Origin of the sequence: Streptococcus oralis subsp. tigurinus (assembly GCF_002093545.1) — a bacterium.
GTDB lineage: Bacteria > Bacillota > Bacilli > Lactobacillales > Streptococcaceae > Streptococcus > Streptococcus oralis_C.
The window spans coordinates 39,165-65,433 of the sequence record NZ_LNVF01000003.1; the positions used below are offsets into that span (position 1 = coordinate 39,165).

Sequence of the window (26,269 nt, forward strand, 5' to 3'; positions counted from 1 at the left end):
AGCGCAGGCACTTCATGAAAATCATCAGAAAAGTTTGATTGCCTTTAGAAATCAAAACAAACAGACAAAAAATCCGATGAAAACGTCATCGGATTCTCTGATTATGATTATTAACCTTTTTTGCGCTTTTCGGCAATCTCCGCTGCCTTTTTAGGTAGAACAATCTCCGTCGCATACGCCGAAGCAAAACGCAAGACACCTGCAATAGGCGCAAAGACAACTGCTAGATAGTTGTAAAAGAAATCGCCTTTAAAGGCATAGGCAAGTGCCCCGATGATAAAGAAGAGAACGACCGCCTGTATCAATGCTAATAAAATTACTCGTTTCATGTGACCTCCTGACTCTATTATAGCATGAGTATCATCAAAAAGCCGATTAAATTATTCAAAGCGTGGAGAGAAATGCTGTAAAGCAGACCTTTTCGGCTTACATAAGCCAGACCCAAACTCAATCCTAGACTGGCATAAACTAAAAACTGTTGCAAAGTCCCTGGAAAATGAATCAAGGCAAAAAGCACACTTGATACGAGGAGAAACAGAGCTGTCTGTTTGCTGTTGTTCTGCTTAGGAAAGAGATAGCGCGCCAACATCCCTCTAAAGATGAGTTCTTCCGTCAGAGGAGCAAAGACCACTACCATAAAGAAACCAAAGACAGGCTGAGCTAGTGTCAATTGTGATACAGTCTGTTGATTGACCGACGGATCATCTGGCAAAAAGAACTGGGCTGTAATCGCCACTAGCAAAACCAGGGTTGGCAACCAAATATAACGATTAAAAGCTGTCGTCTGGATGCTAACCTTTTCTGTCTGATACCATCTGTAAACTCCATAAACATAGGCCCCTGACAGGACGATATAGAGTGGCAAGACTCCAAAGATTGAAGCCCCTAGTCCAAGAGCTGACAGCGCCATACTCTGAACCAGACCATAGCCAAAGAAAAAGGATAGGACAGCTAGAAGAAACCAGCCAAGATTTTTAAGTAATTTCATATGGGCCTCCTATTTTCCTTTATAACTATTTTTCAATACTAAGAGACTAGCTAATCCTAGCAAAAGGACCCATGCTAGCAAAAGACCAAGACTTCTCAAAGATAACTCTCCACCACCTGCTTTTAACAGACTTACCAATGGACCAATGAAAGAATAGTCCAACAATTTTTGCGCAGTTTCATTTTGAACAGCAAGAGTGGGCAAGAAAGAGAAGGTTAGCATAGGAAAAATACTATACACTTGCGCCTTAGACTGAGTATCTGATACTGCACCGATAAGAATGTTAAGAAAGATAATGCTGATAGTTGCCAGAAGCAGATAGAGACCATAGGTAAGAAAGTAGTTTGTTAAATCAACTTTAAGATACAAAGGTAGAACAACCATCGAAAGAAGCACCACTAGAAGAGGAAGAGCCATCATGCTCAGAGTATACTCCGTTGCTGTCACACCACTTAGTATGAGGGATTTAAGATTACGTTTTTCCTTGTCCTCAGCCATCATAATCGATACCATATAACCACTTCCCATACTCAAGACCATCGTCAGACTCATAGAGAGGAGAAACATAGTCAATTCTCCACTCTTGTTTAAGAACTCATTATATAGGATAGCAATACCAAAGGGCATCAATAATGTCGCTAACAAGGTTGAATTACTAATAAGAACTTGTAACCTTAACCAAAGAAGGGCATTTAATTTTCTAAACATCTAACTTTTCTCCTGTCAATCTAATAAAGATTTCCTCTAAAGTCGGTTCACAAGAATGAACAGCAATCAGATCTGTTGTATCCAGATGAGGCAATTCTTCAAAAGGAACCACTTGTTCGCGTCCATCTTGGTAGCGTAAACGAACCTTTTTATCCTCATGGTATTTCTGGATAATCTCTTGTGGACTGCCATACTCAATCAAGTTTCCCTTATTTAAAAGAGAGAGTCGATCACAAAGCAAGGTTGCTTCATTCATATCGTGGGTTGTTAAGAAAATCGTTGTCCCAGCCTGCTTCAGTTCCTGTAAGAGAGCATGAATCGATTTTGAGGTGGTAGGATCAAGACCACTTGTTGGCTCATCCAGAAAGAGGATTTTGGGAGCATTTAGAAGAGCACGAGCCAAGAACATCCGTTGTTTCATACCTGTGGATAGTTTTTCTGCGATAAGGTTTTTGGCATCTGATAACCCAACTTGATCAAGTACTGTATCTACTCTAGAAGCTTTAAGACCATATAATTTTGCATAAATGAGCAGATTTTTATAGAGGCTCATCTTTTCATAAAAACCACTGGTATCACTAACAATCCCGATTTGTTCCAAATCATTTGAAGTCAAATTTCGAGAGGACTTCCCTAGGAGAACGGTCTCACCCTGATCTGCAGCTAACTGACCCGTCAAAACATTGATCATAGTTGTTTTACCTGAACCTGAAGGTCCTAGGAAGCCAAAAATTTCACCTTCTTGAATCTCAAAAGAAATCTGATGCAGAGCTTTCTTGCCTCCAAAACTTTTGCTTACATTTTCAACACGAATCATAGGAACTCCTTTATTTGAAATAACGTTTTACCATAGGTATTTGCATCACATTGATATAAATATGGATTGCTCCGACAAGCAAGAAGCCCAGTAGCTGAATCTCTCCTGTCAAAAAAGAAATGATAAAAAGAAAAATATATAAGCCTGGTAAGACATACTGATTTAATTGGAATAAAATTCGAAAACTCTGTTCCAAATTAGCCTGACGCTCCCCTTCATCATAAGAATTAATATAGTTCAAGACATCCTTTGGTGTAGAGAAAAGAGCCAAATCAAACTGACGAACAATCGCAATTGTTTTAGAAAGATATTTTTGACTCTGCAAGAACAGCACTAATGCCAAAAAGGAAAGGGAAAATGTTATACGGCTTACATCGAGTACAATTACTTCACTACCTGAGATGACAAGAGGCAATAAAATCGCTACACTTGTAATATTAGAAGTAATGGTTCCAAACTCAAGATTACGATACATTTGCACATAATAGGTTTCATTCAAATCATCATCCGTTTCCTCTTTGTACAAGGAGTGAAATGTTCTGCTTTTCTTTAAGAAATTGAACGTCAAAACAATGCCAACGAAACCTAATAGTAAACAAATAGCTGATAGCCATGGAATCACGGTTTTGACATCTAAAATGCTTCCATAGTTTTCGGTATAGGCCTTAAACATCCCTGCAAACATGCCCAAGAAGCCTCCCAAGATAACAGCCATTAAAAATAACAATCCACGTTTCTTTTTCATATTCATCCTCTTTCTAAACTAATCCAACCAACCACTGACCAAAGTCCTTACCTGACTCAAAGATAGCGACCAAACCTTCTGTTCCAAGTGACACCAAAATCAAACAAACAGCAAGTAAGAGAATAGCTTGGTTTCTAGCTTTTTTTGCTCCATCCCCCAAAGGTTCATTGCCAAGCCAACCTGCTAGATAAGCATAGGCTGTAACTGTTAAAATACCAATCTCTGTAGAAGAGAGAAACAACAAAACTGTCACCAAACGAACGATATTGGCTTGAATGTTAAAATAATTTCCTAAACCTGCACAAACACCCGCAAGTTCTTTGTGCTCAGTATCTACTTGAAAATCTGCTAAAAACTTTTTCATCATTCATTCTCCTTTTTCACTTGCTAGATTTTTGGATTTCTTTTCAATCCAGTCAACTACTGGGATGAGAGCAAAGTAGGCCCAAACAAATTGGTCGCTTTGATATGGATTAAACCAGCCTAGGTCCATCCCAATCAGTAGAAATACGCTGACTAATAGGGCTATGGCAACTACATAATAAATCACTTTATACTTGTTCATCATTTTTCTCCTTCTTCTTTAACCAATTGAGAATGGACAAGAGGACTAAATTAATCCAAAACAAATACTTACTTTCAACAAAATAAAACCAACCGAATAATGTTCCAATCATAGCGAAAGCATTCACAATAAAGGCAAAAACACTCATATAATAAATCACTTTATACTTGTTCATCACTCATCCTCCTCTATACGAAATACCGACTCGACTGGTTCATTGAATATCTGTGAAATCTTCAGGGCGATTACAATGGACGGAGTGTATTCATCCCTCTCTAGCAAACTGATGGTCTGTCGGGAAACCCCTGCTAGCTTGGCTAGTTCGGTTTGATTGAGACCATCGCGAGCCCGCAGCTCTTTTAGACGATTTTTAAGCATTCCTCTCTCCTTTACTCTTAACTTGCTTACATTGTAACACATCTTTTTCTTTTTGACAATAATATTTGTCAAAAAGTTTATGATTTTTGTCATTTTGCAAAAGAAAAAAGTCAGGAATAAGCTCCTGACCAGTTTTAAATACTATTAAAAGCCTAATTTTTCAAAGATTTCTGAGAAGTTTTGGCTGATAGCATCAAGCGACACTTGAACTTCTTCTCGGGTTTGGTTGTTCTTAACTGTCACTTGTCCGCTTTCGACTTCACTCTCTCCTAGGGTGATGAGGGTCTTAGCCGCAAAGACATCGGCTGACTTGAACTGAGCTTTGAGTTTACGGTTGAGATAATCACGCTCTGCTTTGAATCCTTGTTGGCGAAGGGCTTGTACCAATTCCAAGGCCTTGACATTTGTGCCTTCACCCAAGACTGCAATATAGACATCTAGGGCGTTTTCGATAGGGAGGGCCACACCTTGCTTTTCAAGGATGAGAAGCAGGCGCTCTACACCAAGTCCAAAACCAAATCCAGCAGTTTCAGGACCACCAAAATAAGCAACCAAGCCATCGTAGCGACCACCCGCACAGACTGTCAAGTCATTGCCCTCAATCTCAGTGATAAACTCGAAAATGGTGTGGTTGTAGTAGTCCAGACCACGCACCATATTGGTATCGATGATATAGTCTACTCCAAGATTTTCCAACATCTGACGAACAGCATCAAAGTGGGCTTGGCTTTCTTCATCAAGAAAATCCAAGATAGACGGCGCATTCTCCACTGCCACCTTGTCTTCTTTTTCCTTAGAGTCCAAGACACGGAGAGGATTTTCCTCCAAACGACGTTGGCTATCCTTAGACAAGGTTTCCTTAAGCGGTGTCAAATAGTCGATCAAGGCTTGACGGTAAGCCGCACGACTCTCAGGATTTCCAAGAGTGTTAAGATGCAATTTGACACCTTGGATGCCGATCGCTTTCAAGAAATGAGCTGCCATAGCGATGGTTTCCACATCGGTAGCTGGATTGCTAGAACCAAAGCACTCGACACCAATCTGGTGGAACTGGCGCAAACGCCCTGCTTGTGGACGCTCATAACGGAACATAGGGCCCATGTAGTAGAACTTACTTGGCTTTTGCACCTCTGGGGCAAAGAGTTTATTTTCCACATAAGAACGGACAACGGGCGCAGTTCCTTCTGGACGAAGGGTAATATGACGGTCTCCCTTATCGTAAAAGTCGTACATTTCTTTGGTTACGATATCCGTTGTATCTCCGACAGAACGGCTGATGACCTCGTAATGCTCAAAAATAGGCGTGCGCACTTCTGCGTAGTTATAGCGCTTGAAAATTTCACGGGCAAAGCCTTCAACGTACTGCCACTTGGCAGATTCAGCAGGTAAAATATCCTGCGTTCCTTTTGGTTTTTGTAATTTCATAGGGAATCCTCTTTAAACTTAATAGTCTTATTTTACCATAAATAAAGGGATTAAAACAGTGAGAAAAAATTAGGATTCAAATATCATTTTTGAGATTAAGACTTGTCAAAAGGATAGCCAGCAAAGAAAGACCAACAAATAAGATCCAAGTCAACTGCATATTCCATACAGCTACAAGTGAAAAACAAGCTGTTCCCATAGGTATGGATAAGGTAAACAATAAACCCAAAAAATTACTGGTACGAGCTAGAACATCTGGAGCTAGATTTTTCATGAGCATGGCACTAATCTTTGGTGAAACTTTACCAGACACATACAGAGTTAAAAAGAGGAATAGCAAACCAAGCACGACTTGATTGAATAAGTTAGCCAGACCAACTAGACTGACTCCTAATGTCGCCCACATCATCAATCTAGGCAAGGACTGCTTCCCAAAATAATCATTGCCCGTAAGGCTACTGATGATGATAGCTAATAAAACACAGACTTGCTCGATAAATAGTGCCTCTGTGTAAGAAAAATTCAAGAGAGAATGACTCAAAAAGAAGATGTTATAAATGCTTCCTAAAGCGCCACCCAAAGCATTGATAAGCAAGACAGCAAAGATCATGAATCCAAAGTTTTTCTGTCCACTTTTAAGAAAAACAAGACGTAAATTTCGGTAAATTGTTAGGAACTGCTCTTTGATAGAAAGCTTCTCATTTTTTAGGATTTCACCATCAGCAGATGAAATTGACAGGTTCAATTTGCTTCTTCCTAAAAAGAGAATAGCAGCTGATACTAGGAAAAAGCAAGCATTGATTCCCGCAACGAGAGAAAAATTATTGACCGATAGACCTAAGAGCCAGACTCCGAAAGCTTGACCACCAATAGCTGAAATATAGGTGATAAACTGGGAAAAAGAATAAGCCTCCATCAGATCATTTTCAGCCACTTTTTCCTTAATAAGAGACATGCGCAAACCACCTGCAAAATCACTGATCACATCACTGATGACATTAATCAAACACAGGCTGGAAAAGGCAAAGAGACTGGCTTGACCAAGTACCAAAGCTGCTAGGAAAAAGAGAAGAGCCTGAAACAAACCGCTATAGGTCATCCATTTGACCTTGCCCCTCGTGTAATCTGCCCGAATCCCTACAAAAACTGTAAAGAGAGTCGGAAGAATCATCACAATATTTGCTACAGCAACCGCAAAAGATGCTTGTGGCAAGGTCGATGCATAGACGATAAATACCAGGTTAAAAATCGAAGCACCAAAAGCATTGAAGAAGCGTGATAAAGTCAAAATTCTATAAGCTGGATTTCTAAACAATAATTTCATAGGTAATCCCCCCTTCTTGTTATAATCCCTATATGAAGTATGACTACAGTATAGCACTTAGAAATTTGAGCGAGAGAACTTTTGAATATATGCAACACATAAAATAAGCAAAAAACGATAGAACTTCTTTGATAGCCTGAGAGAGGGCCAGAATTCTATCGCTTAAAATTTCAAATCATTTTCTTAGTTTGCAGATATTCAACAGTCGGTCGTTTTTCTATAGTATTCGGCAGATTTGTTACAGCCAAGCATCTCAAAAATACGAACTGCATCCTCCATCTTCTTTTGTCCTTGCTTGACCCTGCCTTGCCTGCTATCAAGGAGACCTTCCGCCCACAAATAGACAATTCGGAAATAGGTCTCATTTTCCTTGTAGAAATGCTCTTCGATGACACGTTTAAAATAAGAGGCATTGGTAAATTCTTCACACTCAATACTGGCTAAAAAACCATTCAGTAGCATGGTGTGAAAAAGATTTCGGTTTCCAGACATTTCCATTAAAAAATCAGATTTTCGGACCATTTCTCGTACATATCTAGTAAAAAGAGGAACAGATAAGAGTGGGGAACTAACTGAGAACAAATTGAGTTCATAGATTCCCCAAATCTCGGTGGAAAACAGGTAATCATGAAGGACTTTTCCTTCCTCTGCTGTTAACTCTACCGTTTCATCCATGCTCTTCATATAAGACTTGATCATAATGGCATTTAGAATATGTTTCTGTTTATTTTGAGAATCGGCATGCTTTTGATACTCCTTACGATACAAGTCCTCGAGAGGTGCTATGTTCTTTGGATCCAAGATATCTGTGATTTCTTTTCTTAACTCAGAATCTGTATCATACTGAAAACCTCTCGCCAGAAAGAGGATTTCCTCTACACTCGCAGATATATTTTCTAGGGCAAACAGAAACTTTCCCACCGAAAGTTCACTCTGACCTGTTTCAAATCGTGACAACATGGACGGCGAAAATTGTCCCCCAGTTGCTTGTCTCAGCGAGATATTTCTTGACTCTCGTAATTGTCTAAAGACTTTTCCAATCTGCTCCATAGACTTCCCCTTGATTGAGTATTTTCTTCATTTTATCATATTTTTCAGAAAATTCATCAAAAACTTGCTAAATTGTCAGAATTATGAGAAAATAGAGGATATTTATCAGGTGGAGGGACTGTTATGAGAGACGATATCAAAATCAATGACCGCGCTTTGGCTTTGCAAGACCAAATTATCGAAAAACTAGAGAAGGTTTTTGATACAGATGTGGAATTGGATGTGTACAATCTAGGGCTGATTTATGAAATCAATCTGGACGAAACAGGTCTCTGCAAGATTGTCATGACTTTCACTGATACTGCCTGCGATTGTGCAGAAAGTTTGCCTATCGAAATCGTAGCAGGTCTGAAACAAATCGAAGGTATCGAAGATGTCAAGGTTGAAGTCACCTGGTCACCTGCTTGGAAGATCACACGAATCAGTCGCTACGGCCGTATTGCCCTTGGACTGCCACCTCGTTAATACTCTTCAAAAATCAAATTCAAACCACGTCAGCTTTATCTCCAACCTCAAAGCTGTGCTTTGAGCAACCTGCGCCTAGCTTTCTAGTTTGCTCTTTGATTTTTATTGAGTATAAGCAGGCAAATCACTTTTGAAGATGAAAAGAAGCAAGCCGAAGTTGGCTTGCTTTTTGAGTTTATTTTTTACCTGACTTGTCCGTATTCCAGAAGTCTGTCACGGCCCCGCGTGAAGCAGATGATACGATATGGGCATATTTACCGAGGACACCACGGCTGTAAAGTGGTGGCAAGGTTGTTTCTGCCTTGCGTTTTTCAAGTTCTTCTTCGGATACGGCCATAGAAATTTCTTTGGTATCTTGGTCAACCGTAACGATATCACCTGTACGAAGGTAAGCAATCGGTCCACCATCCTGAGCTTCAGGGGCGATATGTCCAACAACCAGACCATAAGTACCACCTGAGAAACGGCCATCCGTCAAGAGGGCAACCTTGTCTCCTTGACCTTTACCAACGATCATGGATGAAAGGGACAGCATCTCAGGCATACCAGGACCACCCTTAGGTCCAACGAAACGAACAACGACAACATCGCCATCAACGATTTCATCTGTCAGAACGGCCTGAATAGCATCTTCTTCTGAGTCAAATACCTTAGCTGGTCCAACGTGACGACGCACCTTAACACCTGATACTTTAGCAACCGCACCATCGGGGGCAAGATTCCCGTTCAAGATAATAAGCGGACCATCTGCACGTTTTGGATTTTCAAGTGGCATGATGACTTTTTGACCTGGTGTGAGATCTGCAAAGTCGGCCAAGTTTTCAGCAACTGTCTTACCAGTACATGTGATACGGTCTCCATGAAGGAAACCATTTGCCAAGAGATATTTCATAACCGCAGGAACCCCACCGACTTCGTAGAGATCTTGGAAGACATACTGACCAGAAGGTTTCAAGTCGGCCAAGTGAGGTACACGCTCTTGGATTGTATTGAAGTCCTCAAGTGACAAGTCAACATTAGCCGCATGGGCAATGGCAAGCAAGTGAAGAGTGGCATTGGTTGACCCACCGAGAGCCATGGTTACTGTAATGGCATCTTCAAAAGCTTCACGAGTCAAGATATCTGATGGTTTGAGACCGAGTTCCAGCATCTTGACAACAGCTCGTCCTGCTGCTTCGATATCTTCTTTCTTGTCAGCTGATTCAGCTGGGTGAGATGAAGATCCTGGCAAACTCATACCGAGAACTTCGATAGCAGTCGCCATGGTATTAGCTGTATACATACCACCACAGCCACCAGGGCCAGGGCAGGCATTACATTCAAGACGCTTCACGTCCTCAGCTGTCATGTCACCATGGTTCCACTTACCGATTCCTTCAAATACAGAAACCAAGTCGATGTCTTTGCCATCAAGATTTCCAGGGGCGATAGTACCACCGTAAGCGAAAATAGCTGGGATATCCATATTGGCAATGGCAATCATAGAACCAGGCATGTTCTTGTCACAGCCACCGATAGCGACAAAGGCATCGACGTTGTGACCACCCATAGCCGCCTCGATGGAGTCCGCGATGATGTCACGAGATGTTAGAGAGAAACGCATACCAGGCGTTCCCATGGCGATCCCGTCTGCTACGGTAATGGTTCCAAATTGTACAGGCCAGGCGCCAGCAGATTTGACACCTTCTTTAGCCAGTTTCCCGAAATCATGCAAGTGAATGTTACATGGTGTATTTTCCGCCCAAGTTGAAATCACTCCCACAATCGGTGTTTCAAAGTCCTTATCTGTCATACCAGTCGCACGAAGCATAGCACGGTTAGGTGATTTCACCATGCTGTCATAAATGCTACTGCGGTGACGTTTATCTAATTCAGTCATCTTATCCCTCCCGTTTCAGTTTTTACTATTATAGCACAATTTCCGCATGAAGAACAGAATAAAATTCTTGAATTTTCAGAAAATTCCGATTAACAACTTCTAATTTTTTCATCTTTTTTTGTCAAGTAACTTTACTTTACAAAAAAAATGTGTTATCCTAGTATGGTTGATGAAAATCAGTAGATTGAATCGAATTTAAATACCTAAAGGAGAAATCAAAATGGCAGTACCTGCACGTCGCACTTCAAAAGCGAAGAAAAACAAACGTCGTACACACTACAAAGTAACAGCTCCATCTGTAAACTTTGACGAAACTACTGGAGATTACTCACGTTCTCACCGTGTATCACTTAAAGGATACTACAAAGGACGTAAAATCGCTAAAGCTGCATCAGCTGAATAATAGAAGGGAGATACCATGCGCGTAAATATTACACTTGAACACAAAGAATCTGGTGAACGCTTGTACCTTACTTCTAAAAACAAACGTAACACTCCAGACCGTCTTCAATTGAAGAAATACTCACCAAAACTTCGCAAACACGTCGTGTTTACAGAAGTGAAATAAGCACACCTAACTCAAAACGCCTTACTGGGCGTTTTTTGCTTTATTGGTTAGCAATCTATAGCTTTTCAGGAGAGATTTATGGCATTTTATCTTTGGATGTTTCCTCTACTCTTTATCTTTCACGATATGGAAGAAATTATCGGTCTTGTCCCTTGGATTCATCTCAACGAAACCTTGCTGGCTCAAAAGGCTCCAGCTATTCTCAAGCTCCACAAAAGAATTACAACAGAAGGATTTGCCCTTGCTGTTTTTGAGGAATTTGTTCTTGTCTTATCCATCACTTTATTAGCGTATTTTACTCAATCTAGAGCGCTCGAATTAGTTTGGTTAGGGGGATTTGTAGCCTTTGCACTTCATCTCTTGCTCCATATTGGACAATCAATCCTTCTTCGCAAGTATATCCCTGCTCTCATCACTTCTATCCTTTGTTTTCCTGTCAGTGCTTATTTGATTACAGACATTGTACATTTGTGGCGAGTTTCGACCAGCGAATTTTTCCTATTTTCACTGGTCGGTTCAGGCATCGTCGTCATCAATCTCCTCTTTGCTCTCTGGCTTGGGGTAAAGTATTCCGCCTGGCTTGCCCATAACCATTAACAAAAGTTCCTTGCAATTTCAATTTGCAGGGAATTTTTATTTTACTTCTTGAATCAAACTGATTTCACTTTCATATAGAGAAATTTCAGTCGGCTCTTCAGGACTAGGATTGGCAATGAAAATAGTGATTTCGTCTTGTTCGTCATTGTCCATTTCGTCAACAAAATCTGTGACAAGTCCCTTGATTATCTTGCCGTCATTAGTGACTACCTGAACTCTTGAGCGTAGGTAGTTCCATAGTTGCTTACTCATCTATTCTCCTTTCTTTGCCACTAGTTTTCGATAGTTCTTATAGTTAGGTTGATAAAAGTGCTTAAACTGTTCCATGTCTAAGTTGCTGAAATACTAAGAATTTCATCCTCAAAATATTCTCTAAGAGTTCCATCAACATCCACAAGCAAGGAGTCCATCTCCTCTGCATTGTCAGAGGCGTCACAAAAGTCCTCTACAAACCCTCTAACTATCACGCCATTTTTAAGCGTGATAACTACATCTGTACGGTTAAATTTCCAGAGTTTCATTTAAATATCCCTTTCAATATTGGCTAATTGCTTGGCTTTTTCGTAGTAAGGTGTTAAGAATTCGATAAATCCTTGTTAGTCGCTTGAATCATGCTCTTCTAAATGCATCATTAGATCAAAGTCATTAATAGTTTTAAAAATTTCAGGATTTTCATTATCCCAAGTCTCGGCAAACTCTTCATCTTCTCCCAAGAGAGCGTTAAACGTAAAAGAAAAATCCCCAAAATTATCAATCTACCCACTGACTGCATGCTTAAACATGTCTAATACTTTTGACTATATTTCATTACCCAAACCCTCCTAATAAGAGCATTGTAGCATATTAAACTGCGTTTTAAAAGTTTAACAGATAAAATCTAATCTTTGGGATGCGGTTCATTCATCAAAGGTGCTTTTTATTTTAATAATACTGCACTTCAATTCCATCCATAATATTTATTAAAGTATTATCGCCAATTTTTAAAGAAATCAGTTCATTTAATGATGATACCTGGTATTCTTTATCTCCAATAACCACAACAATATCTTGAGCAGAATTAATAAAAATCCCACAAGCTTTACCATTATAATCAAAAGAGGCATCCCAGCCGTTGTCGTATAACGCTTGTAAATCATCTAATATCGCCATATAAAAATCCTTTCCCATAGTGTTTTGACAGGTGAAAGCGCCTAGATTGTTCTAAGCGCTATGTTTTACTAACTGTTTTACCTGTTCATAGTATGGCTTTAGGAAATTTATAAATCCTTGCTTATCACTTGGATCATGTTCCTCTAAGAACATCATCAGCTCAAAGTCATTGAGAGCGTCAAACATTTCAGGGTTTTCATTGTCCCAAGCTTCGGCAAAATCTTCATCTTCTCCGAAAAGGGCGTTAAACTTGAAGGAGAAATCCCAAAAATTATCAATCTGACCATTGACAGCTTGCTTTAGCATGTCTAATACTTGTTGGCTGTATTTCATAATGGTTTAAATCCTCTCAGTTTTTTTTACGTTTCATCCTAGTTACTACAATATTTGTATAAGCCTCAGTGATGTAGAGGATACCGTTATAGTATCTTGCAAGTCTGCCGTTCTGCTCTGATACATAATTAGGTGGTAAAGAAAAGGCTGCCCTTACCGTTTCATTGCACTCCTCCTAATAAAAGCATTATAGCACACCTTGCTTGCTAAAGTACTACAGATACTCCATTAGACTAGCTTACTACTTTATTTTCCTTGTAAAATGTCGTATGCTATAGCGTGCAAAGGAACCGACTATCATCAAATAGTGGGCTTTAAGTATACTTGCGTCAATTAGTTTTTTCGATTATAATCTATTTAATGAATAGAGGTTTTCCATCTCCCCTTGAAACAGATTATTATGCGGTAGGAGGTGGGACACCTCTATTTTTATAATTGCTAACCTTGGATTATACTTGTACTAGAAATTTTTTTGAGTTATAATTAAGTTAAGGTAAAGGTGGTCTAACGTCCATGAAGCAGCTTGCTGTGGAGGCGGTGGGTCACCTTTATTTGATTTTAAAATCAATAAAATGTATAATTTAGTTAAGAAAGAAGTGTGGTTTTCCCGCCTAAAAGCTCTATTGCTGTGGGAGAGTCATGCTTCTTTTTACCTCTCAAAAATGAACGCCAAAAAAGCCGTCTCAATTTTTGAGGCAGCCATCAGCAATCTATAAATAATAAGGGTGTCCCATTTTGGGGCTACCCTCTTACTATACCTAAAATTAGTTATGGGTAACTAAAAGGGTAGTAAAATCAAAAAAAGCACTCTAGGAAAGCGCCCCAAAGTGCTTAATATCAAGGCTCTAAAGCCTATCTGATTCAATAAAATATTACAACATTTTGTTGTATAGCAAAAAGTAGACAGGGATAGATTTCTTTAGGCACTCCTAACCCTTGATACATAAGGGTTTACAGGGAATTTAGTTTTATTCTGTATTCTTAGGTTTTCTTTCTATCTAAGCAAAAGACTAAGCAAAAAGAGCTTTTTCAGCTCTACCAATCGATGAGTTCAGCAGGCAAGAAACTAGCACGGTCAAACGTGCTTTTTTTGTTTTCTGACGAAATATGTACATACTTTTCCATACTTTAGTTTCTAATTGCTGATAGGTATATTATACCATGAAGCGCGTGCTTTATGATGTTATACCTGTCACTCTTTGCCTTCATCTTCAAACATAATTGTAGGAACTTCTAGCACCTCGCAAAAGCCCTCAGATTTGCTTCTAAGGGCTTGGCTATAAGGAAGGATAGGCGGGACCGCCGAATGTCGCCCGCATTTCTCGACCCACTAGCTAAGTGGCGCGTTGGAGGCGGATACTTTTCAACCTCTATCCTCCATGCTTTTATTATATCATGTTTTCTATTTATTGATATTCAGATTATCTCCAAGAGTAGAGTCTCAACGTTCTTGTATTTAAAAGTTTTTTAGGTTATAATCTAAGCAATGAGAGTTACTACCTCCTACATTAAAGGCTTCGGCTGTGGGGGGTGTGTGCTCTCTTTTTTTCTTTCGAAAATATCTATGATTTCATCACCTACTACCAAGAAAATATGATCATCTCACTTCTGCCAAGTGTTCTATAGCTTCCTGCCTTACACGATATATCGAAGATTTAGATTTCCCTATTTCCTCAGCAACCTCCCAAGCGTCGAGATCATTCAAGTAAAAAAGCCTTAGAACAGAACGCTCAAACGGATTGGCCAGCTTATCGATCAGCCTAGATATTTCCATTCTTTCTTCAGTAAGTCGCTCAATTCTCTGTAAAGTGTCCTCTTTTAGCTTCAGAACACTTATAAGGTTATTCTCGGCCGTATTTACCCTGCTTATTTGTACTCTGGTAGTGCTCAGTTCTTGCTTTTTGATAATACCACTTTCTAAAGCTGCAAGCTCTAAATATAAGCCCTCTATTTCTTTATTGATCCACTTAACGCCCTCTAGTTTTTCTTTTACCTGCTCTGGTGTCATGCCTTGGCCTCCTGTATGGTATAATTTTATTGTGTTAATTATAGCTGAGGCGGAGCGCCTTGGCTTTTTTGCGTTTTCTCTATGTTCGCTCTAGCTTCAAATGATTTCCCGTGAGAAAAAATGTACAATGACGGGTGAAGGTCATAGAAGCGCGTGGATAGGGAGATATCCCCCGTATCTCCTTATGGTTTGATAAGCAATTAAGGGATGTTTTTATCTCTCTTATTTCCTTGTCATTCTGCAAGCAATTAAGGCAAGTTATTTCTTTGCTTATCTGCTTATCATTTGGTAAGCAACAAATCCAAAATAACAGACTTTTAAATTGCTCTTATCTCCTTATCATTTGGTAGGAAAATAAGGGGAGTTATTTTAGTTCTTATTTCCCTGTCATTCTGCAAGGAGAAAATCCAAATTAAGGAAGCTAATAAGTCTCCTTATCTCCTTACAGTTTTTCAGGGAGCAAAATCAAAATAAGCGATGTTATTTCCTGTCTTATTTCCTTACCGTTTGACAAGGAGAAAAACGAAAATAAAGAGCTTTTAAATTCGTCTTAACTCCCTATCGTTTTGTAAGCAATTAAGAAGGCTTATTGTCGTTCTTATCTGCTTGTCATTCTGCAAGGAGTAGATCCGAAATAAGAGGGCTAAAAACTTCGCTTATCTGCTTGTCGTTTCTCAGGGAGTTAAGGAGGATCTTTATTGCTCTTATCTCCTTGATAAATGATAGGGGGATATACCCCACTTTCTCGGGCTTCGCTCGAGCTTCAAGCTATGTAATCTTCTCTGTTCAAAAGCTATTTTCTCGGAGTTCGCTCGGAGTTCAACACACATAACCCTGCCATTTGTCAGGCATATTTACTGCCACTACCTAAGCAAAATCTCACCTTTTCTAACCCTCGGTAAACCTCGTTATCTTACCAAAACCTAAGTATTTCCTGTTTCCTTTTCCTAAACGAATAATTTTTTTATCAAAACACGCGCTCCCTTTATCGCACTCTTTTTTTGGAACGCTCTACTTACTTAAATCCTTGATATATCTAGCTTTTTTAACATTTAAACCGTCTAATATGTAGTATTTATTTGTTTTGTAAATTGCACCCTACTACAAATTATCGGAGTGATCCTAAACCATTCAGCCAAAAGCTATCCCCTTTTCTGGTGTAGTTAACAAACTTTTGATAGTGCTTATAATATCGTTTCTGTTTCATGTATTTTGGTCTTTCAGGAAAACTATCAAACATATATCCGCCACGTCTAGGACTCCAACCTGGTTCTACCTTTCTAGCTTCCCTAAGCGCAAGCTCCCAATAGTATTGACAATCTGTCTTACTTCGGTTCAGTGTTGTCTTGTGTATTTTCTGGCATGATCCACAACCATATATCAAAAGTCTCTTATAGAGTTTTCTGCATCGATTACCACAAATAGGACAAAGAAAGAAGTAGCGATTACCTCCCTTAGTTCCTGGTATACTTGCTAAATCAAAATGATTACTTTCAAAGGTGATATGCAGGTTATCTAAGTCTATTTCTAGCTTTCTACCGTCCAACTCAGCTATACCATGACTGATATTCTTGTTTTTCATTGGCTTTATAAATGTCTCTATGGTTATTGATTTTATAACTTCCATTCGTTCAAAAATACCCCCTATATAGAATAACCCAAATCTATTGCCTAAATGCTAAAAGGGGATCGCTCCCCTTCCTGTGTTTATTGACCGGAATAACCAGCAAGGCCTTCATATTCGCCGTCTACGTCCAATTTTTGGAGTAGGCTAATACTTTCATCGCCCAGCATTTCCAACGTACCAAAAGCTGTCATAGAGTCCATAGGGATAGGCTTATCAGAAAGCAAGCGATCAGCATAGTCCAATAGTTCCAGCTCGTAGTCTGTGACCTTATTCAACAAGCTCTCAAAATCCTCTGACTCTTTGAGTTGAAGCACGCGCTCCCGTTTGTAACATTCTTTGAATGCTTCAGCCTCTCCTGGTTGTTTGTGGTAGTCTTTAAAGCTGTCACAAATACGCTTGAAAGTCTTGTTTAGTTTGTTATCCTCCACATACTCAGCGACAAGCGTCCCTTTATCCTTGTAGGTCAATGAGATTACAGGCTGGCAATATGTTCCAGTCATATATCCCAGTAGCGCGTGACCTGCTACCATAGCAGTATCTAGGTCTTTAAATTGGTAAGTGAAAGTAAATGTTTTTGCTTTATCTGAAAATGTTTTTAATGTCATGTTGTTTTTCCTCTTTCTTATTTTAAGGTAAATTATGTAATATTTGTTAATTTGTTGACCTTCTTTGGTGTTTTGTTGACCTTCTAGGTAACGTAGTTCAGTCTTACAGTCCCAAGGGTTTAGACAACTTTGTTACCATGTTGACCTTCTTTTGAAGTCATAACCCTTATATATATAAATACTATTTTTTCCCTATATAGAGAGTTAAAAAGAAGGTAACAAGGTCAACATAAAGGCTATAAAACTAGTGCTATCAAGGGTTTAGGATGTTGGACCTTCTTTAAAACAAGGTCAACAAGAAGGTCAACAAATTTTTTGAAAACCCAGTCATATCAACGGTTTAGAGCATCATGAGAAGGTCAACATTATTCTTTTTTAGTTATAGCATGATTTACTCGACCCAGTTTAGGTCTCTCAAACTCCAACGGATCTAGTTTGTCAAAATCTTCAATCCTAACACGGGCCTTTTTAAGCTGATACTTATTAGGTGTTAACTGTTGTAGGTGTCTGATAGTATCTTTTCCTGCCCCGTAAACATTGGGCTTGGGTATTCCCATATCTTCAGCATAATGCTTCAGTGATCTGGTCAGTATAAAAACGGGTACCACGTCCAGCTCATGCCAACCTCTTTCCATGTATTCATGTTTAACCCATGAAAGCAAGTAGTCATTATCCTCTTGGTATTCTTCTAGCAGGTCTTTGACTGATTGAGGTTCGATAAAGTGTGTAAAAGGCTCTTGATTGATAGCTTTGTACAGGGCATACTCTAGGACTTCCTTGTTTGCTAAAAACTCATTTTTTATCCAAGGCTTTTCCTTTTCCCCGTTAAAGTCAGCATTGAAAGGTACGATCATAATTCTACGATACCAGCCCTTTGTCTTGTTGCCACCATTGGGGATATAGTTGCCTGAAAAGATATTGAATAGCTTAAAGGTAGCTTCAAAAGCTGGCCGACCTTTTGGATTGACTAGCACGGTGTCACCACTAGTGATACTCATTAAATCAGACGGATTTTTTAAGTATTCGTTTGGGGCTTCATCTCCGATATTGCAAACTTTGCCTACCAAGGTTTCAAGGTTATGCTTTTCAGCAAACTGTGCAGGTTTTAAGGCTGATATATTGCTTTCCCCTATCAGATTGATAAGGAAGCGCTGAAATGTCCCTTTACCATTGTTACCGTCCCCGTAGAAGATCGCAAACTTATTGCGGGTGTGGTTAGGATTGATAGCTTCTAGGATAATCTGCCAAAACAGTGTCACCAGTTCACTATCATTACAAGCGATTGAGTTTAGCCAATCGTCAAAAGTTTTGCCCTCTCGATCTGTTGGGACTCGTTTAGGCGCGTGGTAGGCTGTGCTGATCTTGCTTGTAATCACATAGTCAGGGCTAAAAGGGAGTAGCTCCTTAGTTCTTAGGTCAATAATGCCATTCTTTACAGGTACAAGGTTAGCACTCTCTAAAGGTTTCTTTATCTTGGTCAATGTCCTAACCATTAACTTAATCTGTGGCCACTCTCTGGGCTTAATTCTCACGTCAAAAGTCTTACAGAATAGGTTAAACAGATCATTACTAGCGGTATAGATACCCTCGTCTAAATCATAGATATAGAGTAGGCTATAATCAGCTATGTTGCTCTTACTGATAAAAGTAAACGTGACAATATCGCTTAAAATTTTAGCGACTGTGAAGGTTTGTGGTATGGCTACCTTCTCAGTAACGTCCCCTGTGGACTCGTTTACCTTTGTTTCAGTATGTTCTGCCCGCCATTCTTCACCAGCCTGAAAGATACGATTTTCAAGCTCCTTCATCGTCCTAGGGGGTTGCTCTTGCTCTCTCACCTCTAAGATTTCACTTTTTAGGTTTTCCAATTCTTCTAGTTCTATGGTTCTACCCTCTCTTTCTGTATTCTGCCCGTGCTATGCTGCTGAAAGTACGGTCTAGTTCCTCGATTGGTAACGGTTCAGCAGTCACGCTATTGGCTATCTTTGCCAGCTCGTAGGCGGTCTCTAAGTCACAATCAACCCACTTATTAAAGAGTAAACCTACAAAGCGTGTTAGTGCCACGTTACGCCCTCCCTCGTCTCCAAAACCGTTGAAAAGCGTATCAATGATCCTCATAGTCATTGACCTCTGGCCACTTGCTCTAGGCTTGTAAAGCTCAGTAGTTCCTTGCTTCGCTCTTGGTTCAACCTTGGGGACTGGATAATCTAGACCATGCTCTACGATTTTTTGATAGTCTGCTGGTTCTCCAGTGGTAACTGGTAGCCCTTGGAGTTGTGACCAGGTCAGACTGGCCATGTCAAAGGGTAGCCCTATCTTGTCCGCTATCTCTTTGACTACCTGCTTATAGGTTACCTCATTCATCACGTTGTCAGGCTTCACCACAAGGCGAAAACGGGGCTTTTCTAAACTATGTTTGATAGTGGGGTATAAAATATAGGAGTAGCCAAACAAGGCGCTAGAAACGGCTTCTATGAAGTCCTCAGACGTTCCCTGTATATCGTCATAATCAAGGAAAATCAAATCCCGATAGATTAGACTGGAGTTGTTTCGTTTGTAACTGCCATTCTTTTCTGGTGTCACTTTACCACTGATACAGTAAGGCGCTTGTGTACGTTTAAACCCTTCAATGTTTGCACCTTCAGGAACTATCAGGGGTTTAAATTGTTCAATGTACTGGAAAGGCTCAATCCTATCAAATGGATAGGCAAGATTACTCTGAAAGCCTTTAGCCTCGTAAATTGTCATACTATCGCTCCTTTTTTCGTTTCTTTTTTAACTTCTTCAGTAGCTTTTGTTCTTGGAACTGTTCCAAAGATCTGCCACGGTGCTTATACAATTTAATGTCATGATAATGACCTCCACCTTGTGCTGGGTGTGTGTTATATCTAGCCATTTTCCACCCCCAAAAACTTCAGCAAGTCAGAAACTCTATAATAGATCTTCCTAGTATCTTCTAGTGGGGGCTGGTATCGTCTTAGCCCAGCATCCTCCCACTTTTGGAGTGTCTTATACTTTATGTCTAACTCGTCCATGGCTTCTTGTGCCGTGATTAACCCCGTCAAACGTGGTTTGACTGTATCACGCGCTTCCAGGTAGTTCTCCACAAGCTCCAGAACGCCATGAGTTAGCTCATATTCGCTCTCTTTGCTGAGACTAAACATATTCATCAGCTCCCTTCAGTAGTTGCTTGTAGCTCTCTAAATCGGTATTTAAAAGGACAGTCAGGCGCTTCTGTTCCTCTTGTACTTGGTTATAGAATGACTTTGCCCCGTCCAGTAGTTCCTCTTTGTTAGCTGGGATAAAGTAGCCTCTAAAAGATCCGTGACGTACCCCAACGATAGGAACTCCGTAGCGCGTGATTAGACGGCTTATAATATCTTGCACGGTTCTTTCTGCTAGCTTAGTGATCAGGCTGATTTCTGCCCCTGTTATGGAGTTCTCAGCCCCGACCTTGATTAGTCTTAATACTCGCTTGTCATTCATTGTTAGACTCATTCAATTCCTCCCCATACATTGACCCCTGCAAGCTGAATATAACGCCCATAATCGGGGTTTAAATCCTCGCTAGGTGTTTCTATCGTCTGTTGGTTTTCTCGCTCAATTTGGGCGCTTTTTTGGCGGTCTCGGTGGTTTAGGTAAAGTAGTAAGCCAATCAGTACCACGGAAAAGATAATTGCCTGTGTGTTAGTCAAATCTAGTTCATTCATGTTATGCCCTCGCCTGATAGTTCTTGATAAATTCCGCTTGTTTAGGTCGTTCCATATTCAGCAAGTCGTCTTCGGCTTGTGCCATTTCTTTAATATCTTTAGTCATGGTATGCCTCCAGCTCTTTAGCGTCGTCATTGTTCAAAAGCAAAAAGGCTATCTCATTTAGACGATCGTATAACTTTTCATTCTGGGCGTATGCTGTATCAGTGTATTTTTTAGCAAGCCATAAGAATGTGGTTGTATCTTTCTGTAGTGCAAACTCAAGCCCTTCAAGAGCTAGGTTATTCATTTCTAAAACGTTCATGATGTCGGTTAATTCGTTCCCTAATTCTGCTAGTTTCTTAGCCGATAATAGAACTTGTTGGCTTGATGTTGATTTTTTTGTTGTCATGTTTTTTACCTCTGTTTCTGTGTTTGTGTAATTGCCTTGATGGGCTTTTTAATGGTTGTTTACTATACAGGATTTTTTCACCACTTCAAACGCTGGGCGATTGCCCCAAGTTGGCGAACGCTTGGAAGTGGTGTCCAGTTTAAAGAGTTGGCGCTCTCCGTATGGTCAAAATGCCCTAGATATGCTATAATCTAGGTATAAATCTTACTAAAACCTCTTTAATAATAGCTTGCCTGCGTTGTTAAATTCGTTTTAGTGTTAGTGCGAAAGGCTTTGCTGATTGGTCTCGGTAAGCCTTTTTTGTTGCTCTCACGCGCTTTCTAGGCGTGTTTTTTTATTTCTGAATACCATAGCTTTGATTTCCTGATAACTCATATTCAAGCCAATCATGGCTATTACCATGTCTTCAAATGCCTGGTATTGCTCCAGCTCGTCACTGGTCAAGCTATCAATGCCATTATAGCCCCCACGTTCCTCCCTTAACTGCTTAGCATTCATGTCAGTTACTGCTTTTAGTAGCAGGTTATTCATGGTGCTATGCGCGTGCTTTGGGGCATGCTCCCAATTCTCTATACTGTCATGCAAGGTTTTTCTTTTTGGCTTTTCTAGCGCCCTCTGCATACGAAACTTAGAAAGTTCCTCACGCATTTCAAAGAATGCTTTGACTAGGGTCTTCTTAAACTCTTTCACGGGTTCTGTATTTCGTAAGTAAGTGATCAGCAAAGTTGCTTGTTGCTCGTTCAAAATATAGTCTCGAACATTTTGCCCACTCTCTGAAGGTGAAATTTTAAATTGCACCTTTCCGAAACTCTCGAAGTCCTCTCGGTGTTTATTTAGCAAAATCTTCAAATGTCTGTGCTTGACTTCTGCACATTCTGCCACAATACTGCTCAGTGTATACGGCTCTTTCTTACCGTCCATGTAGACTAATTCCATTGGTTTGCTCCTTTCTATTCCTCTGGTGTCAGTAGCTCATCTAAGGTTACGCCCAGATAATCAGCAATTTTCAGCAAAGTTTCTGCTTCAGGATTTTTGGTACGCTCGTAATATAAAGCTGTGAGTGTGCTTTTTGAAATACCTGTAGCGTTGTAGACGTCTGAAACTTTTTTGCGTTGCTTTGCCAAAAGAACTCGAAAATTATTTCGCATGTCTTTAGCCCTCCTTTTTGTTTCTTTTTGGAAAAATTGAAGCGTTAGCGCTAAAATTATGTCTCTTATTATACACTATATTTTTATCGTGTCAAGTAAAATAATAAAAAAACTTGAAAAAAATTAGCGTATAAGCTAAAATATTTTCAAGGAGGAAAGAAATATGCTTAGAAATAATCTTGCTAAATTAATGATAGATAGAGGAATAACCGCCACACAATTATTCAATGATACAGGGATTGCACGCTCAACAATATCAAAGATTTCAAACAATAAAACCGATAAAATAAATATCTCGACCGTTGACAAGTTATGTAACTACCTAATGGTATCTCCTGCTGATTTTTTCGATTATATTCCGTTCGAAATTTCTATGAAAGCGGGATTTGATAATTACGACTCCTTATCTGAGTTAGCAGAAGAAATGCAATTTGCTTTTGAAGGTTGGGAGGAACCTGTTTTTTTAATAATCAACATTTTTCATTTAGGAAAAAAGTTGACCATTGAATATCAAGGAAGTTGTTTTGTCAACACTCAAAACTTTTTCAAGTGCTCAAATATACAATTTAAAATTTCCAAAGATAATGATGGAGTTAGTGACACGATATTCAACTGGCCAATACAGTTTCAAAATGATTTCGCAGAAATTGTTCGTGAGTATATTCAAAGCACTTTTGATATCGAACCTAGCTCCTTGGAGGAAACAATTCATTTAGGTACTCTTTTGTCTCCTACTTTCTAACCCACGCGCCACAATGTCCAACAATCATGAAGCGCGTGATTTCTCAAGCTTCGTTCAAGCTTCAACCCAATATAAGCCCCATATCTACTAATTTTGTTGATGTCAACAAAAGTCAACTACTTACAATATTTTAGAAAGGATACTTTATTATGGAACTCCAACAGTACGATGAATTAACTTTTGAAAATATCAAACACATAGACGAAAATGGAGTAGAATTTTGGTACGCTAGAGAACTACAAACCATTTTAGAATATATGGAGTGGCGTAACTTTAACCAAGTTATAGACAAAGCAAAAATAGCCTGTGAAAACTCCGGAAAGCGCGTGGTTGCCAATTTTGTTGACGTCAACAAAACTGTACAACTTAATTTTGGAACGCGAGAAATTGTAGATATTAAACTCTCTCGCTATGCCTGCTATTTGATTGTCCAAAATGGCGATCCTAGAAAAGAGGTCATTGCACTAGGGCAATCATATTTTGCTATTAAAACCCGTCAGCAAGAACTAAACGATGATTTTAATCAACTTACTGAAGATCAGAAACGCATTGCTATCCGTGACGAAATAAAACATCACAATAAATCATTATCTGAGTCTGCTGGCAATGCCGGTGTTAAAAACTTTGGCCGATTTCACAACTCAGGATACAAGGGGTTATATGGTGGGCTAACTATGCAGGATATTCATAACCTCAAAGAACTAAACGAAGGGGAGCATATTCTGGATTTTATGGGGAGTGCTGAATTAGCTGCTAATTTATTCCGTGCCACTCAGACCGACGAAGTTCTACGACGTAGAAACATAAAAGGAGAAGATCTCGCAAATGATACCCATTTCAACGTAGGCCGAACCATTAGAAATACCATGAAAGAACTTGGAACAACCATGCCGGAGAATCTCCCTACTCCTCGTGAAAGTATACAAGAGTTGAAAAATAAACAGAAAGAACTTGAAAAACAAGCTGATAATAACCAACTTTCACTCTTTGATGATATGTAAAAACGCCCACACAAACCCCATATCCGCCTTATTTCCTACTCTGGTATAATTTGCCGTCTGACTCTTTAAAATCGAATGTGGGGCAAACTGTGAAGCCCTAGCATGATATAAACCACAATCTAAAACCTTTTTAATAATAGCTTGCCTGCTGATGTATTTTAGAAAGGTTTATCATCATGAAAATAACGCAACATAGCAAAAAAGACGGGTCAATAGTCTACCGCTCTAGTGTCTATCTGGGCATTGACCAGGTTACAGGTAAACAAGTCACAACGAAAGTCACGGGACGCACTAAAAAAGAGGTCAAGCAAAAAGCCCAAGACGTAATTATAGACTTTAAGGTAAACGGATCGACCAGGTTTCAAGCCTCCACTATATCCACCTACGAGGAACTAGCTAGGCTATGGTGGGATAACCACAAGCACACAGTAAAGCCAAATAGTCAGGACGCTACTAGAAGGCTCCTAGAAGGTCATGTTTTGCCTCTCTTTGGCTCCTACAAGCTCGATAAGCTGACAACTCCACTCATTCAGTCTATTGTCAATAAACTAGCAGAAAAGACCAATAAAGGCGAACCTAGGGCTTATCTGCATTATGACAAAATCCACGCGCTAAACAAGCGTATATTGCAGTATGGCGTAGTTATGCAAGCTATCCCATTCAATCCAGCCCGTGAGGTCTTGCTACCTCGAAACAATCAAACAGCAAACCGCCACAAGATCAAACATTTTGACAATCAGGAGCTTAAAAAGTTTCTTGGCTATCTCGATAGTTTAGACAGTAGCAAGTACCGCCATTTTTACGAGGTTACACTTTACAAGTTCCTACTGGCCACTGGTTGCCGTATCAATGAGGCTCTAGCCCTATCCTGGTCTGATATCAACTTAGACGGTGCCCTTGTCCATGTCACAAAGACTCTAAACTATAAGCAAGAGATCAATAGCCCAAAATCAAAGTCTAGCTATCGGGATATAGATATAGACCGCCAAACAGTCGCTATGCTCAAGCAATATAAACGTAGGCAAATACAAGAGGCTTGGCAACTCGGGCGCTCTGAAACTGTGGTCTTTTCTGACTTCATACATGAGTACCCCAATAATCGAACCTTACAAACCAGGTTAAGAACCCACTTCAAACGTGCTGGCGTTCCTAACATTGGCTTTCACGGTTTCCGTCATACTCACGCTAGTTTACTGCTTAACTCTGGCATACCTTACAAGGAGCTTCAGCACCGCCTAGGTCATTCACAAATCAGTATGACCATGGATATATATAGCCACCTCTCAAAAGAGAACGCCAAAAAAGCCGTCTCATTCTTTGAAACGGCTATGAAATCAATCTAGCAAATATCTAAGCAAACCCAGAAATCAACATTTTAAGACAAAGCAAAAAGCCCACTGTTGTAGGCTTTCTGTAAGATATTTCTTAAAATTAAAGCATTTTGTTGTAGAATTCAACGACAAGTGCTTCGTTGATTTCTGGGTTGATTTCGTCGCGTTCTGGCAAGCGAGTCAATGAACCTTCCAATTTTTCAGCGTCGAATGATACGAATGCTGGACGTCCAAGAGTAGCTTCTACTGCTTCAAGGATTGCTGGAACTTTCAATGATTTTTCACGAACTGAGATCACTTGACCTGGAGTTACGCGGTATGATGGGATATCAACGCGTTTCCCGTCAACAAGGATGTGACCGTGGTTTACGAATTGACGAGCTTGACGACGAGTAGTCGCAAGACCAAGACGGTAAACAACGTTATCCAAACGACGTTCCAAAAGAAGCATGAAGTTGAAACCTAGGATTCCGCCTTTGATTTTTGTAGCTTGTACGAACAAGTTACGGAATTGTTTTTCACCTACACCGTAAGTGAAACGAAGTTTTTGTTTTTCAGCCAATTGCAAACCGTATTCTGACAATTTAGAACGGTTGTTTGGTCCGTGTTGTCCTGGTACGTAGTTACGACGTGCCAATTCTTTACCTGTACCTGTAAGTGAAAGGCCAAGGCGACGAGCTTGTTTCCAAGATGGTCCTGTATAACGTGACATGT

37 protein-coding genes are annotated in these 26,269 nt (G+C 39.8%); 7 read left to right on the forward strand and 30 right to left on the reverse strand.

The genetic code is table 11. From position 1 onward, the window contains the following. Window positions 1–110: 110 nt before the first annotated feature. The 12 genes from ATE34_RS05555 to ATE34_RS05615 form a co-directional block, all read right to left on the reverse strand. Entirely contained in the window at window positions 111–329 is a 219-nt protein-coding gene (locus ATE34_RS05555; protein WP_084911285.1) for a hypothetical protein, read from the reverse strand. A 17-nt stretch (window positions 330–346) separates the two neighbouring features. Next, complete coding sequence (locus ATE34_RS05560; protein WP_084911286.1) at window positions 347–988, reverse strand: CPBP family intramembrane glutamic endopeptidase; 642 nt, start codon at window positions 986–988, stop codon at window positions 347–349. A 9-nt stretch (window positions 989–997) separates the two neighbouring features. Next, window positions 998–1,696 (reverse strand): ABC transporter permease, encoded by a 699-nt coding sequence (locus ATE34_RS05565; RefSeq protein ID WP_084911287.1) that lies wholly within the window; start codon window positions 1,694–1,696, stop codon window positions 998–1,000. After that, window positions 1,689–2,513, reverse strand: coding sequence for an ABC transporter ATP-binding protein (locus ATE34_RS05570; RefSeq protein ID WP_084911288.1), 825 nt, complete (start codon window positions 2,511–2,513; stop codon window positions 1,689–1,691). Before ATE34_RS05570 ends, ATE34_RS05565 begins: the two co-directional genes overlap by 8 nt. A 10-nt stretch (window positions 2,514–2,523) precedes the next feature. Next, window positions 2,524–3,264, reverse strand: coding sequence for a DUF3169 family protein (locus ATE34_RS05575; protein WP_081103150.1), 741 nt, complete (start codon window positions 3,262–3,264; stop codon window positions 2,524–2,526). A gap of 7 nt (window positions 3,265–3,271) precedes the next feature. After that, window positions 3,272–3,622: a PspC domain-containing protein gene (locus ATE34_RS05580; RefSeq protein ID WP_061599205.1), complete on the reverse strand. Its 351-nt coding sequence runs from the start codon at window positions 3,620–3,622 to the stop codon at window positions 3,272–3,274. A 3-nt stretch (window positions 3,623–3,625) separates the two neighbouring features. Next, complete coding sequence (locus ATE34_RS05585; protein ID WP_061599175.1) at window positions 3,626–3,823, reverse strand: hypothetical protein; 198 nt, start codon at window positions 3,821–3,823, stop codon at window positions 3,626–3,628. Beyond that, window positions 3,810–3,998 carry a hypothetical protein gene (locus tag ATE34_RS05590; protein ID WP_001046118.1) on the reverse strand — a complete coding sequence of 63 codons (189 nt, stop codon included), beginning with the start codon at window positions 3,996–3,998 and terminating at the stop codon, window positions 3,810–3,812. Before ATE34_RS05590 ends, ATE34_RS05585 begins: the two co-directional genes overlap by 14 nt. Continuing rightward, on the reverse strand, window positions 3,998–4,201 hold the full coding sequence (locus ATE34_RS05595; RefSeq protein ID WP_000916947.1) for a helix-turn-helix transcriptional regulator: 204 nt from the start codon (window positions 4,199–4,201) through the stop codon (window positions 3,998–4,000). The genes ATE34_RS05590 and ATE34_RS05595 overlap by 1 nt, the downstream gene beginning before the upstream one ends. Window positions 4,202–4,345: 144 nt before the next feature. Then, on the reverse strand, window positions 4,346–5,626 hold the full coding sequence (gene hisS / locus ATE34_RS05605; protein WP_061599173.1) for a histidine--tRNA ligase: 1,281 nt from the start codon (window positions 5,624–5,626) through the stop codon (window positions 4,346–4,348). A 76-nt stretch (window positions 5,627–5,702) separates the two neighbouring features. Then, window positions 5,703–6,950: an MFS transporter gene (locus tag ATE34_RS05610; RefSeq protein WP_061599171.1), complete on the reverse strand. Its 1,248-nt coding sequence runs from the start codon at window positions 6,948–6,950 to the stop codon at window positions 5,703–5,705. A gap of 198 nt (window positions 6,951–7,148) precedes the next feature. After that, window positions 7,149–8,000 (reverse strand): helix-turn-helix domain-containing protein, encoded by an 852-nt coding sequence (locus ATE34_RS05615; RefSeq protein ID WP_061599169.1) that lies wholly within the window; start codon window positions 7,998–8,000, stop codon window positions 7,149–7,151. 123 nt (window positions 8,001–8,123) lie between these two features. On the opposite strand from ATE34_RS05615, the gene ATE34_RS05625 reads away from it, so the two are divergent. After that, entirely contained in the window at window positions 8,124–8,465 is a 342-nt protein-coding gene (locus ATE34_RS05625; RefSeq protein ID WP_001204052.1) for a metal-sulfur cluster assembly factor, read from the forward strand. Window positions 8,466–8,640: 175 nt separating this feature from the next. Here ATE34_RS05625 and ilvD read toward each other — a convergent pair whose 3' ends face one another. Further along, window positions 8,641–10,344, reverse strand: a complete 1,704-nt coding sequence (ilvD, locus tag ATE34_RS05635; RefSeq protein ID WP_061599166.1) for a dihydroxy-acid dehydratase — start codon at window positions 10,342–10,344, stop codon at window positions 8,641–8,643. 220 nt (window positions 10,345–10,564) lie between these two features. Between ilvD and rpmF the strand changes: the two genes are divergently transcribed. The 3 genes from rpmF (at window position 10,565) to ATE34_RS05650 (ending at window position 11,509) form a co-directional block, all read left to right on the forward strand. Then, a complete protein-coding gene (gene rpmF, locus ATE34_RS05640; protein WP_000290417.1) occupies window positions 10,565–10,747 on the forward strand; it encodes a 50S ribosomal protein L32 in 183 nt (60 codons plus the stop codon). A 15-nt stretch (window positions 10,748–10,762) separates the two neighbouring features. Then, on the forward strand, window positions 10,763–10,912 hold the full coding sequence (rpmG, locus tag ATE34_RS05645; RefSeq protein WP_001265622.1) for a 50S ribosomal protein L33: 150 nt from the start codon (window positions 10,763–10,765) through the stop codon (window positions 10,910–10,912). Window positions 10,913–10,990: 78 nt separating this feature from the next. Continuing rightward, window positions 10,991–11,509 carry an HXXEE domain-containing protein gene (locus tag ATE34_RS05650; RefSeq protein ID WP_061599164.1) on the forward strand — a complete coding sequence of 173 codons (519 nt, stop codon included), beginning with the start codon at window positions 10,991–10,993 and terminating at the stop codon, window positions 11,507–11,509. A gap of 36 nt (window positions 11,510–11,545) precedes the next feature. Here ATE34_RS05650 and ATE34_RS05655 read toward each other — a convergent pair whose 3' ends face one another. The 16 genes from ATE34_RS05655 to ATE34_RS05735 all read right to left on the reverse strand — a co-directional run bounded on the left by ATE34_RS05655 (window position 11,546) and on the right by ATE34_RS05735 (window position 22,481). Continuing rightward, window positions 11,546–11,761 carry a hypothetical protein gene (locus ATE34_RS05655; protein WP_009729501.1) on the reverse strand — a complete coding sequence of 72 codons (216 nt, stop codon included), beginning with the start codon at window positions 11,759–11,761 and terminating at the stop codon, window positions 11,546–11,548. A 77-nt stretch (window positions 11,762–11,838) separates the two neighbouring features. Then, complete coding sequence (locus tag ATE34_RS05660) at window positions 11,839–12,030, reverse strand: hypothetical protein (RefSeq protein ID WP_009729502.1); 192 nt, start codon at window positions 12,028–12,030, stop codon at window positions 11,839–11,841. 400 nt (window positions 12,031–12,430) lie between these two features. After that, window positions 12,431–12,658, reverse strand: a complete 228-nt coding sequence (locus tag ATE34_RS05670) for a hypothetical protein (protein WP_009729503.1) — start codon at window positions 12,656–12,658, stop codon at window positions 12,431–12,433. Between the two features lie 51 nt (window positions 12,659–12,709). Then, window positions 12,710–12,991 carry a hypothetical protein gene (locus ATE34_RS05675; protein ID WP_000877754.1) on the reverse strand — a complete coding sequence of 94 codons (282 nt, stop codon included), beginning with the start codon at window positions 12,989–12,991 and terminating at the stop codon, window positions 12,710–12,712. A gap of 1,597 nt (window positions 12,992–14,588) precedes the next feature. Then, on the reverse strand, window positions 14,589–14,999 hold the full coding sequence (locus ATE34_RS05680) for a DUF1492 domain-containing protein (protein ID WP_061599162.1): 411 nt from the start codon (window positions 14,997–14,999) through the stop codon (window positions 14,589–14,591). A gap of 1,108 nt (window positions 15,000–16,107) precedes the next feature. After that, complete coding sequence (locus tag ATE34_RS05690; protein WP_081103149.1) at window positions 16,108–16,626, reverse strand: hypothetical protein; 519 nt, start codon at window positions 16,624–16,626, stop codon at window positions 16,108–16,110. 80 nt (window positions 16,627–16,706) lie between these two features. After that, a complete protein-coding gene (locus ATE34_RS05695; RefSeq protein WP_061599160.1) occupies window positions 16,707–17,231 on the reverse strand; it encodes a hypothetical protein in 525 nt (174 codons plus the stop codon). Window positions 17,232–17,596: 365 nt separating this feature from the next. After that, entirely contained in the window at window positions 17,597–19,099 is a 1,503-nt protein-coding gene (locus ATE34_RS05700) for a DNA primase family protein (protein ID WP_061599158.1), read from the reverse strand. 19 nt (window positions 19,100–19,118) lie between these two features. Next, window positions 19,119–19,979: a primase alpha helix C-terminal domain-containing protein gene (locus ATE34_RS05705; protein ID WP_061599156.1), complete on the reverse strand. Its 861-nt coding sequence runs from the start codon at window positions 19,977–19,979 to the stop codon at window positions 19,119–19,121. Between the two features lies 1 nt (window position 19,980). Next, window positions 19,981–20,127: a hypothetical protein gene (locus ATE34_RS11075; protein WP_180382675.1), complete on the reverse strand. Its 147-nt coding sequence runs from the start codon at window positions 20,125–20,127 to the stop codon at window positions 19,981–19,983. Next, complete coding sequence (locus ATE34_RS11225) at window positions 20,120–20,395, reverse strand: hypothetical protein (RefSeq protein ID WP_061599203.1); 276 nt, start codon at window positions 20,393–20,395, stop codon at window positions 20,120–20,122. Before ATE34_RS11225 ends, ATE34_RS11075 begins: the two co-directional genes overlap by 8 nt. Beyond that, a complete protein-coding gene (locus ATE34_RS05715; protein WP_084911289.1) occupies window positions 20,388–20,729 on the reverse strand; it encodes a DNA-binding protein in 342 nt (113 codons plus the stop codon). The genes ATE34_RS11225 and ATE34_RS05715 overlap by 8 nt, the downstream gene beginning before the upstream one ends. Beyond that, window positions 20,726–20,941 carry a hypothetical protein gene (locus tag ATE34_RS05720; RefSeq protein WP_061599152.1) on the reverse strand — a complete coding sequence of 72 codons (216 nt, stop codon included), beginning with the start codon at window positions 20,939–20,941 and terminating at the stop codon, window positions 20,726–20,728. The genes ATE34_RS05715 and ATE34_RS05720 overlap by 4 nt, the downstream gene beginning before the upstream one ends. Before the next feature lie 98 nt (window positions 20,942–21,039). Next, entirely contained in the window at window positions 21,040–21,333 is a 294-nt protein-coding gene (locus ATE34_RS05725) for a hypothetical protein (RefSeq protein WP_061599151.1), read from the reverse strand. Window positions 21,334–21,642: 309 nt separating this feature from the next. Further along, window positions 21,643–22,269: a Rha family transcriptional regulator gene (locus ATE34_RS05730; protein ID WP_061599149.1), complete on the reverse strand. Its 627-nt coding sequence runs from the start codon at window positions 22,267–22,269 to the stop codon at window positions 21,643–21,645. 14 nt (window positions 22,270–22,283) lie between these two features. Continuing rightward, window positions 22,284–22,481: a helix-turn-helix domain-containing protein gene (locus ATE34_RS05735; RefSeq protein ID WP_061599147.1), complete on the reverse strand. Its 198-nt coding sequence runs from the start codon at window positions 22,479–22,481 to the stop codon at window positions 22,284–22,286. A 163-nt stretch (window positions 22,482–22,644) separates the two neighbouring features. Between ATE34_RS05735 and ATE34_RS05740 the strand changes: the two genes are divergently transcribed. The 3 genes from ATE34_RS05740 to ATE34_RS05750 all read left to right on the forward strand — a co-directional run bounded on the left by ATE34_RS05740 (window position 22,645) and on the right by ATE34_RS05750 (window position 25,567). Then, window positions 22,645–23,223: a helix-turn-helix domain-containing protein gene (locus ATE34_RS05740; protein WP_061599145.1), complete on the forward strand. Its 579-nt coding sequence runs from the start codon at window positions 22,645–22,647 to the stop codon at window positions 23,221–23,223. Between the two features lie 149 nt (window positions 23,224–23,372). Continuing rightward, entirely contained in the window at window positions 23,373–24,224 is an 852-nt protein-coding gene (dinD, locus tag ATE34_RS05745; RefSeq protein ID WP_180382676.1) for a DNA damage-inducible protein D, read from the forward strand. Between the two features lie 176 nt (window positions 24,225–24,400). Continuing rightward, on the forward strand, window positions 24,401–25,567 hold the full coding sequence (locus ATE34_RS05750; RefSeq protein WP_061599142.1) for a tyrosine-type recombinase/integrase: 1,167 nt from the start codon (window positions 24,401–24,403) through the stop codon (window positions 25,565–25,567). An 88-nt stretch (window positions 25,568–25,655) separates the two neighbouring features. Here the strand turns inward: ATE34_RS05750 and rpsD are convergent, their stop codons facing one another. Further along, complete coding sequence (gene rpsD / locus ATE34_RS05755) at window positions 25,656–26,267, reverse strand: 30S ribosomal protein S4 (protein ID WP_000092756.1); 612 nt, start codon at window positions 26,265–26,267, stop codon at window positions 25,656–25,658. Window positions 26,268–26,269 lie beyond the last annotated feature (2 nt).

Bases quoted from the DNA above. Each gene is read 5' to 3' on its own strand.
- ATE34_RS05555 (WP_084911285.1), bottom strand. From the start codon at position 329: ATGAAACGAGTAATTTTATTAGCATTGATACAGGCGGTCGTTCTCTTC.
- ATE34_RS05560 (WP_084911286.1), bottom strand. From the start codon at position 988: ATGAAATTACTTAAAAATCTTGGCTGGTTTCTTCTAGCTGTCCTATCC.
- ATE34_RS05565 (WP_084911287.1), bottom strand. From the start codon at position 1,696: ATGTTTAGAAAATTAAATGCCCTTCTTTGGTTAAGGTTACAAGTTCTT.
- ATE34_RS05570 (WP_084911288.1), bottom strand. From the start codon at position 2,513: ATGATTCGTGTTGAAAATGTAAGCAAAAGTTTTGGAGGCAAGAAAGCT.
- ATE34_RS05575 (WP_081103150.1), bottom strand. From the start codon at position 3,264: ATGAATATGAAAAAGAAACGTGGATTGTTATTTTTAATGGCTGTTATC.
- ATE34_RS05580 (WP_061599205.1), bottom strand. From the start codon at position 3,622: ATGAAAAAGTTTTTAGCAGATTTTCAAGTAGATACTGAGCACAAAGAA.
- ATE34_RS05585 (WP_061599175.1), bottom strand. From the start codon at position 3,823: ATGAACAAGTATAAAGTGATTTATTATGTAGTTGCCATAGCCCTATTA.
- ATE34_RS05590 (WP_001046118.1), bottom strand. From the start codon at position 3,998: ATGAACAAGTATAAAGTGATTTATTATATGAGTGTTTTTGCCTTTATT.
- ATE34_RS05595 (WP_000916947.1), bottom strand. From the start codon at position 4,201: ATGCTTAAAAATCGTCTAAAAGAGCTGCGGGCTCGCGATGGTCTCAAT.
- hisS (WP_061599173.1), bottom strand. From the start codon at position 5,626: ATGAAATTACAAAAACCAAAAGGAACGCAGGATATTTTACCTGCTGAA.
- ATE34_RS05610 (WP_061599171.1), bottom strand. From the start codon at position 6,950: ATGAAATTATTGTTTAGAAATCCAGCTTATAGAATTTTGACTTTATCA.
- ATE34_RS05615 (WP_061599169.1), bottom strand. From the start codon at position 8,000: ATGGAGCAGATTGGAAAAGTCTTTAGACAATTACGAGAGTCAAGAAAT.
- ATE34_RS05625 (WP_001204052.1), top strand. From the start codon at position 8,124: ATGAGAGACGATATCAAAATCAATGACCGCGCTTTGGCTTTGCAAGAC.
- ilvD (WP_061599166.1), bottom strand. From the start codon at position 10,344: ATGACTGAATTAGATAAACGTCACCGCAGTAGCATTTATGACAGCATG.
- rpmF (WP_000290417.1), top strand. From the start codon at position 10,565: ATGGCAGTACCTGCACGTCGCACTTCAAAAGCGAAGAAAAACAAACGT.
- rpmG (WP_001265622.1), top strand. From the start codon at position 10,763: ATGCGCGTAAATATTACACTTGAACACAAAGAATCTGGTGAACGCTTG.
- ATE34_RS05650 (WP_061599164.1), top strand. From the start codon at position 10,991: ATGGCATTTTATCTTTGGATGTTTCCTCTACTCTTTATCTTTCACGAT.
- ATE34_RS05655 (WP_009729501.1), bottom strand. From the start codon at position 11,761: ATGAGTAAGCAACTATGGAACTACCTACGCTCAAGAGTTCAGGTAGTC.
- ATE34_RS05660 (WP_009729502.1), bottom strand. From the start codon at position 12,030: ATGAAACTCTGGAAATTTAACCGTACAGATGTAGTTATCACGCTTAAA.
- ATE34_RS05670 (WP_009729503.1), bottom strand. From the start codon at position 12,658: ATGGCGATATTAGATGATTTACAAGCGTTATACGACAACGGCTGGGAT.
- ATE34_RS05675 (WP_000877754.1), bottom strand. From the start codon at position 12,991: ATGAAATACAGCCAACAAGTATTAGACATGCTAAAGCAAGCTGTCAAT.
- ATE34_RS05680 (WP_061599162.1), bottom strand. From the start codon at position 14,999: ATGACACCAGAGCAGGTAAAAGAAAAACTAGAGGGCGTTAAGTGGATC.
- ATE34_RS05690 (WP_081103149.1), bottom strand. From the start codon at position 16,626: ATGGAAGTTATAAAATCAATAACCATAGAGACATTTATAAAGCCAATG.
- ATE34_RS05695 (WP_061599160.1), bottom strand. From the start codon at position 17,231: ATGACATTAAAAACATTTTCAGATAAAGCAAAAACATTTACTTTCACT.
- ATE34_RS05705 (WP_061599156.1), bottom strand. From the start codon at position 19,979: ATGACAATTTACGAGGCTAAAGGCTTTCAGAGTAATCTTGCCTATCCA.
- ATE34_RS11075 (WP_180382675.1), bottom strand. From the start codon at position 20,127: ATGGCTAGATATAACACACACCCAGCACAAGGTGGAGGTCATTATCAT.
- ATE34_RS11225 (WP_061599203.1), bottom strand. From the start codon at position 20,395: ATGTTTAGTCTCAGCAAAGAGAGCGAATATGAGCTAACTCATGGCGTT.
- ATE34_RS05715 (WP_084911289.1), bottom strand. From the start codon at position 20,729: ATGAGTCTAACAATGAATGACAAGCGAGTATTAAGACTAATCAAGGTC.
- ATE34_RS05720 (WP_061599152.1), bottom strand. From the start codon at position 20,941: ATGAATGAACTAGATTTGACTAACACACAGGCAATTATCTTTTCCGTG.
- ATE34_RS05725 (WP_061599151.1), bottom strand. From the start codon at position 21,333: ATGACAACAAAAAAATCAACATCAAGCCAACAAGTTCTATTATCGGCT.
- ATE34_RS05730 (WP_061599149.1), bottom strand. From the start codon at position 22,269: ATGGAATTAGTCTACATGGACGGTAAGAAAGAGCCGTATACACTGAGC.
- ATE34_RS05735 (WP_061599147.1), bottom strand. From the start codon at position 22,481: ATGCGAAATAATTTTCGAGTTCTTTTGGCAAAGCAACGCAAAAAAGTT.
- ATE34_RS05740 (WP_061599145.1), top strand. From the start codon at position 22,645: ATGCTTAGAAATAATCTTGCTAAATTAATGATAGATAGAGGAATAACC.
- dinD (WP_180382676.1), top strand. From the start codon at position 23,373: ATGGAACTCCAACAGTACGATGAATTAACTTTTGAAAATATCAAACAC.
- ATE34_RS05750 (WP_061599142.1), top strand. From the start codon at position 24,401: ATGAAAATAACGCAACATAGCAAAAAAGACGGGTCAATAGTCTACCGC.
- rpsD (WP_000092756.1), bottom strand. From the start codon at position 26,267: ATGTCACGTTATACAGGACCATCTTGGAAACAAGCTCGTCGCCTTGGC.